Annotated in this window: 2 protein-coding genes; both read right to left on the bottom strand. The window is 36.8% G+C overall.

The window, feature by feature from the left end:
• Positions 1–43 precede the first annotated feature (43 nt).
• The gene (locus CKF59_RS00510; protein WP_119534033.1) at positions 44–1240 is read right to left on the bottom strand and encodes a hypothetical protein; all 1197 of its coding nucleotides are present in this window, start codon (positions 1238–1240) and stop codon (positions 44–46) included.
• Positions 1241–1895: 655 nt separating this feature from the next.
• Positions 1896–13664, bottom strand: a complete 11769-nt coding sequence (locus CKF59_RS00515; protein WP_119534034.1) for a beta strand repeat-containing protein — start codon at positions 13662–13664, stop codon at positions 1896–1898.
• Positions 13665–13696: the final 32 nt, after the last annotated feature.

Consider the following 13696-nt stretch of genomic DNA (forward strand, 5'->3'; position numbering starts at 1 on the left):
TAACGCTATTTTTTTATTTTTATTTTTTACAAATAACTCTTAATTACCAAGTAACAATTAAACCACCAGCAAATCCGTACGCATGATCTCCATTACGGTTTGAGTAGTTTTTGTAGTAATCAGTATAAACATGGTTTGCTTCTACAAATAACGTAAAGTTAAATGCGTTAGCTACTTTTTTCGCTAAAGAATAGCTTGTACCTACATATACTTCATACTGATGCGTTGCTTGAGTTGCAGTAGAAGCATCTTTGTACTTAATTTGTTTATTTAAGTAGAGTAAACCACCATAAGGCGTAAAGTCACCTAAAGCATAGCTTAAGTCAACCCCTACATCTTTATAGCTGGTATAAGCAGTTGCACTTGCTTCATGAGCAGTACCTACTTCCGCACGTACACGTAGAGCTCCAGTAGGACGTAAATCAGCTCCTAATTGGTAACCTTCTGTCGCATACTTAGTAGTGTAATTAGCATACACTTGTTTTTTAGCAGCTAAGAATTGTACTCTTCCTAATGAACCTAATTGGTACATTACCGCACCTGATACTTCAGTATCATAACGTCTTTTAGTTTCACTACCAACTTTTTGATTACTACGCATATCTCCATATGAAGCTGAGAAAGATAGAGGTACACTTTCAGCAACATTTGGTGAATCATAACGTACTAAACGATCTTGATAATTTTTTAAGTAAGCATTAGTAATCGCACGAGCTTGATTACTTAAGTAGAAGGTACTTGTACCAAAGTCACGAACGTCAGCAGCCCCTTGTCCTGTAATAAAATCTCCAGTTGATAGAGCTACAGTTAAGCGACCTAAGCTTTTACTATCTAAATAAGTATAGAAACGGTCTGGCTTAATCGCATTTTTAGCGTGAGAAGAACTATAAGTTTTTGCACCATAAGAGCGATTTGCGTAGTTCCACGTTAAGCTATAGTCATGACGACTCATAAACGTATGCGTTAAACGTAAAAAAGCTCCCGCTTCAAGATTATCGGTAACATATTGCTTTAAGCTAAACATTACACGTGAACGCATATTCCAAGTATTTCTACTTGTTTTATTGTAAGTAGCTCCTCTTTCTGAAGTAGTATCTACGCTTTGGAAAGCAAAACGGAAATTACCACTTGTACTTAAGCTTGACTTGCCATCATTCCATGAGAAAACATTAACAGCTGCACTACTTGTAGCTACAACACTACTAGCAAGAGCTAAAGAAATTAGAGTCTTTTTTAACATAACAAACAACACAAAAAATTAATACTTCTTAACGAAGTAATCAACACTATAAAACATAAATTTATGTAGCATAAATTTATGCCAAACCAAACTTTAAATAATAGAAACTAGCCATCTTACGATCCTCAAAGAGGATATATTAAGTCAAAGGTATTACGGATAGATTTTCTTTACAAGAAAATCAAAGCTTGCCTTTAACAACCTCTACTCCCGTAAATTAAGAAAAAGTTTAGGGTTCAAAAAAACTTTCTTTTTAAAATCCTAATTTACAGTAACTTAACCTCTTATTAATAATTACTATTATTTAAAAACAACTTTGTTAATTATACAGAAAAAACCATTGATTTTGGAAAAAATATTGCATTTATTGCAGATTTTTTCACTTTTTTTTGAAATCTTATCCTTTTTTGAGGAGAAGATTGTACCTATTTTTAGTAAAAATGACTTATCCCTTGAATAAAGAAATGACCAATCAATTTGTTTTCAGTTCATCAATCCCCTCCCATAGAAGCACTTTACTATAGTAAGCATTTTCCCAACCGAACCTTATCTAAAATCTAAATTTACTAAAAAATTAAAAGCCCTGTGCTAAGCACAGAGCCCTTATTTATTTTAGATTAAACTTTAGTCGATAAATCCATACTTAGATCACTACTTAATTTAATCTCATAGATTCACAGTTTTGTAAATAAATACGTGCATCATCTGTAGTAAAGCTATATTTTCTTACCACTTCTTCAGGACTTAAGAGCTCTAAATCCGTAGTCGTAACTCCATACTTCACATTTAGATCTGCATTATTTAAAAGACAAACTTGAACTTTATGAGGTTCATCAAAATCAACAAAAATTGTTGAGTAGTCATGTAATGCTTTATCAGATACAGATTCATCAGTTGCAGTTTGAGTTTTTATTACCTCAACATCTAACTCCTTGGTAATATCAAGGCTATTCATGCTTTCTTGATACAAGTCACTATTGCCAAGGTCAAGATTACTCATCCCTTTATTGCTATTGATTGTAATATTAATTGCATTGATCTCGCCAATAGTAGCATCACCCCAAGCATCTATAGATACATTTTGCGCATTGATCGTAGAATCAGCTCCTTTATATGCTCCCGAGGTTGAATTTAGAATTACACTTCCATTTGGAGCTTCTAAGGTCGAGTCTCCTTCAATACTAATGTCATCTCTAGCGGTCATAGTCACATTACCCGTATGAGCAAGAGCGGTTGAGCTATTAGCAACGGTAATTGCTCCATTTAATGCAGTTACATCCACATCTTTATATGCTTCTAATTTGCTTGCATTGCTCAGAATTACGCCTTGATTACCATTAATAACTACCGAGCCATTAGCAGATGTTGCACTAGTATTATCTAGAGTAGCTACTCCGGTAGTTGCATTAACTTCTACTCCCAGATCACCATCAAGAGTTGAATCTTTTAAGGTAACATTATCTTTACCTTTTAAGGTAACTGTACCATTTGCAGATGTACCTGTAAAGTTAGTTGCAATTACGCTCGAGTTCGTAGACTCAATCGCCACCCCTTTATCACCATCCGTAGTCGTATTATTTAGAGTTACCGCCTCTTTACCCATAATACTCACTGTACCATTAGCTGAAGTTGCCGTGAGGTTTTCTGCAGTTACGCTAGAGTTCATAGATTCAACCTCAACTCCTTGATCTCCATCAAGTGTGCTTGCCGTTAAATCAACTGCATCTTTAGCTTTAACTGTAACAGTACCGTTTGCTGAAGTACCCGTAAAGTTATTGGTGGTTACACTAGAATTCGTAGACTCTACTGCCACTCCCTTATCACCATTACCTGTAGTGTTATTTAAAGTAATAGCTTCTTTACCTGTAATACTCACTGTACCATTAGCAGAAGTCGCCGTTAGATTTTCAGCAGTTACGCTAGAGTTCGCAGACTCAACCTCAACTCCTTGATCTCCGTCAAGTGTGCTTGCCGTTAAATCAACTGCATCTTTAGCTTTAACTGTAACAGTACCGTTTGCTGAAGTACCTGTAAAGTTATTGGTGGTTACACTAGAATTCGTAGACTCTACTGCCACTCCCTTATCACCATTACCTGTAGTGTTATTTAAAGTAACAGCTTCTTTACCCGTAATACTCACTGTACCATTAGCCGAAGTTGCGGTGAGATTGTCTGCAGTTACACTAGAGTTCTCAGAATCAACCTCAACTCCTTGATCTCCGTCAAGTTTGCTTGCTGCTAAATCTAAAGCCTCTTTAGCTTTAACTGTAACAGTACCGTTTGCAGAAGTACCTGTAAAGTTATTGGTCGTTACACTAGAATTCGTAGACTCTACTGCCACTCCCTTATCACCATTACCTGTAGTGTTATTTAAAGTAACAGCTTCTTTACCCGTAATGCTCACTGTACCATTAGCCGAAGTTGCGGTGAGATTTTCTGCAGTTACACTAGAGTTCGCAGAGTCAACCTCAACTCCTTGATCTCCGTCAAGTGTGCTTGCCGTTAAATCAACTGCATCTTTAGCTTTAACTGTAACAGTACCGTTTGCTGAAGTACCCGTAAAGTTATTGGTGGTTACACTAGAATTAGTAGACTCTACTGCTACCCCCTGATCACCATTACCTGTAGTGTTATTTAAAGTAACAGCTTCTTTACCCGTAATACTCACTGTACCGTTAGCAGAAGTTGCGGTGAGATTTTCTGCAGTTACACTAGAGTTCGCAGAGTCAACCTCAACTCCTTGATCTCCGTCAAGTTTGCTTGCTGCTAAATCTAAAGCCTCTTTAGCTTTAACTGTAACTGTTCCATTTGCTGAAGACGCTGTTGCATTATCTAGGCTTACACCACCATTGCTAGAATTAACTTCTACTCCAGATTCACCAGCAAGATCTGTACCATTAGCTAGGGTTATATCACTAGGAGCTTGTACATTTACTTTGCCAGCACTCGAAGACGCATCACTATTATCTAAAGTAATGCTACTTGTATTCGAAGCTAAGTTAACTCCTGCTTTACCGGAAATATTAGCATTAGATGTAGTTACTTCAGTTTCTGCTGTAACATTTGCATATCCCTCTGTAGCTGTGATATTTGCTCCCATGATACTTACTGCAGCATTTTCAGAAGATACAGTCGCATCTTGTTGTGCGGTTACGGTAGTTCCGTTGTTTAGGCTCACTGCTTCTTTTGCAGTTACGCTTGCATTACCAGTAGTTGCGTTTACAGAAGTGTTATTTAAGGTAGTAGTACCATTTGTAGAATCTACATTTACATCCGCACCAGAAATGTTAGTGTTAGTTAAAGTTACATTATCTTTAGCGGTTACGGTTGCTATACCTGTTTGAGCAGTAATATTTACTCCCGCTACCGTTAAATTACCATTAGGAGCTGTAACCTCAGCATTTTTCTTCGCTGTTACGCTAGTGCCATTAGTTAAAGTTACATTAGCAGGACCAGTAACTGTTACATTACCTTCTGTTGAAGTTAAAGCTGAATCTTTAACCGTTAAATCTCCTGTAGGAACGGTAATACATAAGTCTTTAGCTCCGGTAATATTTGCATTATCTAAGTTTAGACCTGTTTTACCAGTTACCGTAGCTGTACCCTCTGTTGCAGTTACATTAGCACCAGTAATACTTAATGTCCCCTCTGTAGATTTTGCCGTAGCATCCTCTTTTGCAGTTACAGTTGTACCGTTATTTAGGTTTACATCACCTTTTGCGGTTACGGTCGCATTACCATCAGTAGCAGTTACTCCAGAGTTATTTAAGGTTGTAGTCTCATTTACAGAATCTACTTCTACATTAGCTCCAGAAATATTGGTATTTGTTAAAGTTACGTTATCCAGTGCAGTAACTGTTGCAGTCCCCTCTTGAGCAGTAATATTTGCTCCAGCAACAGAAAGATTGCCATGTGGAGCTGTTACTGCTGCATTTTTAGCAGCTGTGACTTTTGTGCCATTAGTTAAACTTACATTTGCAGGTCCAGTAACAGTTACATTACCTTCAGTTGAGGTTAAAGCTGAAGCTTTAACCGTTAAATCTCCTGTAGGTACAGTAATACATAAGTCTTTAGCTCCCGTAATATTTGCATTATCTAAGTTTAGACCTGTTTTACCAGTTACCGTAGCTGTACCCTCTGCGGCAGTTACATTCGCACCAGTAATACTTAATGTACCTTCAGCAGATTGTACACTAGCATCTTCTTTTGCAGTTACAGTTGTACCGTTATTTAAGTTAACATCACCTTTTGCGGTTACGGTAGCATTACCTGTAGTTGCATTTACTGCAGAGTTATTTAAAGTTGCCGTACCGTTTTCGGCATCAACTTTAACATTAGCACCAGTGATATTGGCATTAGTTAGAGTTACATTCTCTTTTGCTGATACATTAGCAACGCCATTTGTCGCAGTTACGTTTGCTCCTGTTACTGCTACACTCGCATTTTCAGAGTAAACGGTTGCATTCTCTGTTGCAGCTACGGTTGTACCATTACCAAGAGTAACACCTTCTTTCGCAGTTACGGTAGCATTACCTGTAGTTGCATTTACTGCAGAGTTATTTAAAGTTGCCGTACCGTTTTCGGCCTCAACTTTAACATTAGCACCAGTGATATTGGCATTAGTTAGAGTAACATTCTCTTTTGCCGACACATTGGCAACACCGTTAGTTGCAGTTACATTTGCTCCGGTTACTGCTACATTTGCAGTTTCAGAGTAAACGGTTGCATTCTCTGTTGCTGTTACGGTTGTACCGTTATTTAAATTTACATCACCTTTTGCCGTTACGGTAGCATTGCCTGTAGTTGCATTTACTGCAGTGTTACTTAAAGTTGCTGTACCGTTTTCGGCATCAACTTTAACATTAGCACCAGTGATGTTGGCATTAGTTAAAGTTACATTCTCTTTTGCAGACACATTGGCAACACCGTTAGTTGCAGTTACATTTGCTCCGGTTACCGCTACACTCGCATTTTCAGAGTAAACGGTTGCATTCTCTGTTGCAGTTACGGTTGTACCGTTATTTAAATTTACATCATCTTTTGCCGTTACGGTAGCATTACCTGCAGTTGCATTTACTGCAGTGTTACTTAAAGTTGCCGTACCGTTTTCGGCATCAACTTTAACATTAGCACCAGTGATGTTGGCATTAGTTAGAGTAACATTCTCTTTTGCTGATACATTAGCAACGCCATTTGTCGCAGTTACGTTTGCTCCTGTTACTGCTACATTTGCAGTTTCAGAGTAAACGGTTGCATTCTCTTTCGCAGTTACAGAAGTTCCATTGTTCAGAACTACATCTTTTTTAGCTGTTACTGAAGCATCACCTGTAGTTGCGTTTACTGAGCTGTTATTTAAGGTAGCAGTTCCATTCTCTGCGTCAACTTTAACATTAGCACCTGAGATATTTGTATTAGTTAAAGTTACGTTATCTTTTGCTGTAACTGTAGCCGTACCTTCTTCAGCTGTAATATTTGTTCCTGCTACTGATAAGTTACCATTAGGAGCTGTTACCTTAGCATTTTTCTTCGCTGTTACCGTTGTACCATTAGTTAAAGTAACATTTGCAGGTCCAGTAACGGTTACATTACCTGCAGTTGAAGTTAATGCAGAATTAGTTACGGTTAAATCACCTTTGCTTACAGATACATTTAAGTCTTTAGCTCCAGATACATTAGCGTTATCTAGAGTTAAACCCGTGTTGCCTGAAATAGTTGGTGTACCAGCAGTTGCTGTAACATTAGCTCCAGTTAAACTTAATGCACCATTAGTTGCAACTACACTTGCGTTTTGGGCAGCTGTAACATCAGTACCATTACCTAAAGTAACATCACCTTTAGCAGTAACACAAGCATCACCCGAAGTAGCATTTACTTTAGTATTAGATAAAGTTACAGAACCATTTTCCGCCTCTACTTTTACATTAGCACCTGAGATATTTGTATTAGTTAAAGTTACGTTATCTTTTGCTGTAACTGTAGCGATACCTTCTTCAGCTGTAATATTTGTTCCTGCTACTGATAAATTACCATTCGGAGCAGTTACCTTAGCATTTTTCTTCGCAGTTACCGTTGTACCATTAGTTAAAGTAACATTTGCTGGACCAGTAACGGTTACATTACCTGCAGTTGAGGTTAGTGCAGAATTAGTTACGGTTAAGTCACCTTTACTTACAGATACATTTAAGTCTTTAGCTCCAGATACATTAGCGTTATCTAAAGTTAAGCCCGTGTTACCTGAAATAGTTGGTGTACCAGCAGTAGCAGTTACATTAGCTCCAGTTAAACTTAATGCACCATTAGTTGCAACTACACTTGCGTTTTGAGCTGCTGTAACATCTGTACCATTACCTAAAGTAACATCAACTTTAGCAGTAACACAAGCATCACCAGAAGTAGCATTTACTTTAGTGTTAGCTAAAGTCATAGAACCATTTTCAGCATCTAACTTAACATTTGCTCCTGAAATATTAGCGTTAGTTAAGCCAAGGTTTTCTTTTGCAGAAAGATTAGCTACGCCATTAGTTGCAGTTACATTTGCTCCTGTTACGGTTACATTAGCAGTTTCTGAGTAAACCGTTGCATTTGTTTTCGCAACTACCTTAGTTCCGTTATTTAAAGCTACATCTTTTTTCGCTGTTAAAGGGGCATTGCCACTTGTAGCATTTACAGCACTATTGTTTAAAGTAGCTGTACCATTTTCAGCATCAACAATAACATCAGCACCAGAGATGTTTGCATTAGTTAAAATTACATCTTCTTTTGCAGAAATGTTAGCTACACCATTAGTTGCAGTTACATTTGCTCCCGTTACGGTTACATTGGCTGTTTCTGAGTAAACCGTTGCATTTGTTTTTGCAGCTACCTTAGTACCGTTATTTAAAGCTACATCTTTTTTCGCTGTTAAAGAGGCATTGCCACTTGTAGCATTTACAGCACTATTGTTTAAAGTAGCTGTACCATTTTCAGCATCAACAGTAACATCAGCACCAGAGATGTTTGCATTAGTTAAAGTTACATCTTCTTTTGCAGAAATATTAGCCACACCATTAGTTGCTGTTACATTTGCTCCAATTACGGTTACATTGGCAGTTTCTGAGTAAACGGTTGCATTTGTTTTCGCAACTACCTTAGTTCCATTATTGAGAGCTACATCTTTTTTCGCTGTTAAAGATACATTGCCACTTGTAGCATTTACAGCACTATTGTTTAAAGTAGCTGTACCATTTTCAGCATCAACAGTAACATCAGCACCAGAGATGTTTGCATTAGTTAAAGTTACATCTTCTTTTGCAGAAATGTTAGCCACACCATTAGTTGCTGTTACATTTGCACCTACTACAGATACACTACCATTGCTTGAGTATACAGTAGCTTCTTGAGCTGCTGTTACAGTAGTCCCGTTATTTAACGCTACTCCTTCTTTACCTGTAACACTTGTATTACCTGATGTTGCTTCTACTGCTGAGTTATTTAAGGTTGTAGTACCATTTGCAGAATCTACTGCTACATTAGCACCTGAGATATTAGCGTTAGTTAATTCTAGATTTTCTTTTGCAGAAAGATTAGCTACACCATTAGTTGCTGTTACATTTGCTCCGGTTACGGTTACATTGGCATTTTCAGAATAAACAGTTACATTTGTTTTCGCTGCTACCTTAGTTCCGTTATTAAGAGCTACATCTTTTTTCGCTGTTAAGGCTACATTTCCACTGGTAGCATTTACGGTACTGTTATTTAAAGTGGCGTTACCATTTTCCGCATCTAGATTAACATTAGCTCCTGAAATATTTGCGTTAGTTAATTCTAGATTTTCTTTTGCAGAAAGATTAGCTACACCATTAGTTGCAGTTACATTTGCTCCTGTTACGGTTACATTAGTAGTTTCAGAATAAACAGTTACATTTGTTTTCGCTGCTACCTTAGTTCCGTTATTGAGAGCTACATCTTTTTTCGCTGTTAAGGCTACATTTCCACTGGTAGCATTTACAGTACTGTTATTTAAGGTTGCAGTACCATCTACAGCGTCTAGATTAACATTCGCTCCTGAGATATTCGCGTTAGTTAATTCGAGATTTTCTTTTGCAGAAAGATTAGCTACGCCATTAGTTGCAGTTACATTTGCTCCCGTTACGGTTACATTCGCAGTTTCTGAGTAAACAGTTACATTCTCTTTAGCAGTAATGCTAGTACCATTATCTAGAGTTAGATCTGTTTTTGCTTGTAGTAAAACAGAACCATCAGTACTATTTACCGCAGAATCAGCAACCACTAAACTCGCATTCTCTGATCTTGCAGTAACACCTTTACCTCCTGAAAGATTTGCATTCGTTAAAGATAAAGTATTGTTTGCCTCTACGAAAACACTTCCTGCAGTAGAAGTTACATTTGCTCCTTCAGCAGTTAAACTTCCATTTACCGCTGTTAGTGAAACATTTTCTTGAGCTTGTACCTTAGTACCATTTGCTAAAGAAACATCTCCTTCAAGAGCTGTTGCATTTACTTCTTTAGCTCCAGAAATATTAGCATTTGCTAAAGTTAAATCTCTTTTCGCAGTTAAAGAAACATTAGCTCCAGTAGAGGTAATGTTTGCTCCAGTAACTGAAACATTACCTGCTGTAGAATTAACATTTACATCACCGGTTGCTGTAACTCTAGTTCCATTATTTAAATTAACTTCTCCGGCTGCCGTTAAATTTGCTGTACTAGTAATTGCATTTACTGCAGTTTGATTTAAGGTAATATTTCCTGAAGTTGCATTAACTTCAACCGTTGCTCCTGAGAGATTCGAATTAGTAATCGTAATATCATTTTGTGCCTGAACTTTTACCTCTTTATCGGTAGCAGTTAGATTCGAATGATTTAAAGTGATATTCCCTTTATCCGCAGTAACCGCAACATTACCTGTAGTAGCAGTAACATTTGAATTAGTTAAAGCAACACTTGCATCCGTTGATTTTACGTTAGCATTACCTGAAGCTGAAACATTAGAGTTATTTAAGGTTACATTTAATTTAGCAGTTACACTTGTATTTCCCGAAGCTGAATTTACATTCGTACCATTTAAGCTTAAATTACCTGTAGTTGCATTTAAAGCTACGCCTCCGTTACCTGAAAGAGTAGAACTATTTGCAGTTACATTGTTACCTACTACTGATAAGTTACCTGTAGTTGCATTTAATTCAGCATCATCTAAAGTAACATTACCAGAAGTTGAGTTTAAAGATACATTACCACCAGTAATATATGCTTTATCACTTACGCCACCTGTAACACAAATATCTTTTGTAGCCGTAACTGTTACATTTGCTGTAGTTTCATTACCAATCTTAGTTCCAGAATCATAAATATTCACACCACCTGCTGATGAAATATTGATTTCGCTACCAGTAATATTTGCTCCATTATTAATAGTTACACCACTAGTACCTGTAGCATTAATACTTACATTCGCTGAAGCTAAGGCAGTATTCGCAATTTCAACAGAATCGCCTACTAATTTTGCAGAATTAGTCGCATTAACTGTTGAAGTCTCAAATCTCACATCACCAGTTGAAGTAACATTTAAGTCTTTAGCATTAGCTGTTGTATTCGTAAAGTTAACTGTTCCTGTAGAGTTAACTTTAAATGTACCATTAGTAGTATTAATGGTTGAGCAAGAAACACAAGTTGCACCTGTAGTATCAAAAGTCGTTGAGTTAGTTACATTTATGTCCGCATGCAAAATCTCTAGTTTCGCAGTCGTAATATTTAAGCTACGTCCTACATTAAACTTAATATCGTTTTGATTCGCACCACTTAAGTTTACACTTCCCGAGTTAGTTGAGATATTTAAATCACGGCTTGCATTAATCGTTACCGAAGTAGAATTTACATTTTTTGCACCATAAATTCCCACATCACCAGCAGTAGCACTATTAGCATTTAAACGAGTACCATTAGTGATCGACACATTTTCCGTAGATAAGTTACCTACAGAAACTTCATTGTCTCGTGAAGTTACGACTGAAGCATTAATGCTAATATTCTTCCCTCTTAACTCCACAGATTTGCTAGTGTTAATCGTTACATTAAATAAACTTAAATTAAGTTCATTTGCCGAGATTCCACTTACTCCAGCTGTAGCGTTAATAGTTGAGTTAGTAATTTCTACTACCGAGGCAGCATTTACAATTACAGAGTTAGAGGCATTTAAGTTTACCTTATCAAATCTTAAGCCCCCAATATCATATTGAGCAGGATTTGAAGAAGTAGTCGGAGAACTATTACTCGTTTCGGTAATATTAATGTTATAGGCTGAAATACTGAGGTTATCAGTAAAGTTAGTAGAATACTTAGTATTTATATCTACTCCTCCGTTAGAGGTAATAGTAGAATTCGCAAAGATTACACGTGGACCTGATAAATTAATTCTTGTCGTCTCAGGAGCAGTTGAATTATTTACATTAAGAGAAGCTCCTCCCAGTAAATAAATTCCATAAATTGTATGCCCACTTTCTATCTTATAGGTATTATTGTCATTGGTAACATTAGCAATAATTGAGGTATTTGCGGTTAAATTACTTCCTGAACCTATAGTTATTGAGTTACATGAAGTTAAGTTGATCGTACCATTTACCTTAACATTTGAATCCCTAAAGATAAGAGCTTTACCTATAGCATCAGCTGTTCTATTGGTGGTAATAATTAAATCACCCCCTAGCGTGATATTGGAATAATAAATTGCGATCGCTCCACTCTTTACAGTTAAGCTCGCTGTATTATTATCAGCAGAAATATTCGCTCGATAAAAATCAGCTTCAGAAGTTGATTCTAAGGTTACCGCCCCTTTCTTTAACCATTTTTCTACACTCTGATCATATAAAACCGTATACGTATAACTATTGTAAGTTTCTGAAGCTGATAACGTTGCTGATTTTAACTCATTTCCAGGAGTAGATTGGATATCTGCATAACGCCTATGCAATTCAGATTTATAACTTGAGTTAGAATCCCATTGCGTCTTGTTTACCACCACAATAAATTGTGGGTCAATTAACCAATTTCCCCAATTACCATTAACTGAAGTGGTATTAGTATCTATGTCCTCACCTAAATGCAAATTTTTTCCTGAAGTTTCAATGAAACCACCATCACCTTGCACTGAGGTCGCTAAAAACTGACCATTTACAACTGCAGTATTACCCCAAACAATTGCTTCACCCGCATCACCCGTAGTACCTGATACATCTACTAATGCACCATTTACAACTGTAGTTTTAGCAGCTAGTTTTTTCGAGCCTTTACCTTGGTAATCCCCACCAATGTATACAGCTCCACCTTGTGCTCCTGAAGCATTAATTGTCGCATTAGAGTCTAATACTACATAATCACCATATACTTCAACGCTACCTGCTTTACCTTCAGGATTTGCGACATTAATCGTACCATTAACTACAGTTACTGCTGATTGACAAGTAAGATTTGCTGCTAATTGAGCAGTATTAAAATTCGTACTTTGCTCTACATCTGACTCAGAAGCACCAAATAATACTACTTCACCTGTTGAAGTAATCGTAGCTTTACGTGCTGAATCCTGAGCTGAGATCACATCTGCAAATTGTTCTGCAGTAGTATAACCATTAGCTACTTTATTCGCTAATAAGTAAGTTCTTTTTGCAACAATTTCCCCTAAGTTTACTGCTTTGTTGTCTGCAGTTACTTTATAAGAGATTAGAGGATTTTCTAAATCTTGGATCGTAATTGAGTTACCAGCTAAAAGGTATACTGTACCGTTTTTCGCTTCTAATACTCCAGTATTTACTGCTTTACCACCCACTAAAGCTAAAGTACCATTGTCTTCTACTTTAATAACCCCTTGGTTAAGTACTGAAGCAATAGCTTGATCTTTATCTTGATTAAATACGTAGTTACCGTTTAAGAAATCTTCATTTGAGATATCTAAAGTTGAAGCTACTAAAGAGTTAACATCTACAACCGCATTAGCACCAAACACTACCCCAGCTGGGTTAACGATAAATACTTTACCGTTAGATTGTAAGGTACCTAGGATTTGTGAAATTTCACCACCTAATACACGGTTTAATACTGCTGAATTTGAGTTTTCTTGAAGAAATTTTACAATTTCATTCGCATTAATATTAAATTTTTCCCAATTAATAATTGCATTAGGACTGTTAGTAATAGTTGTAACTAAACCGTCAGTAACAATATTTACTTTACCGTTAATTACCTCCATCCCTGTACGAGCATCAGCAAAAGCTGTTGTTGAAGCTCCTACAAAAGTTACAGGTAATAAAATACTCCCTAAAAGTTTGTTCACCGCATTAAAGCTAACTTTTGTGGTAACTTCGGTTTGGGTAATACCTTGAGTTTTCGAAGCTGAACCTACAACGGCATTAGCTTCTAACTCGGAAACAGCATCCAAGGACAAAGTCCTGCGGTTAAATTTTAATTTAT

This window comes from Psittacicella gerlachiana (assembly GCF_003585965.1).
Lineage (GTDB): Bacteria > Pseudomonadota > Gammaproteobacteria > Enterobacterales > Psittacicellaceae > Psittacicella > Psittacicella gerlachiana.

Excerpts from the sequence above, each read along its gene's own strand:
- CKF59_RS00510 (WP_119534033.1), bottom strand. The coding sequence starts at position 1,240 with ATGTTAAAAAAGACTCTAATTTCTTTAGCTCTTGCTAGTAGTGTTGTA.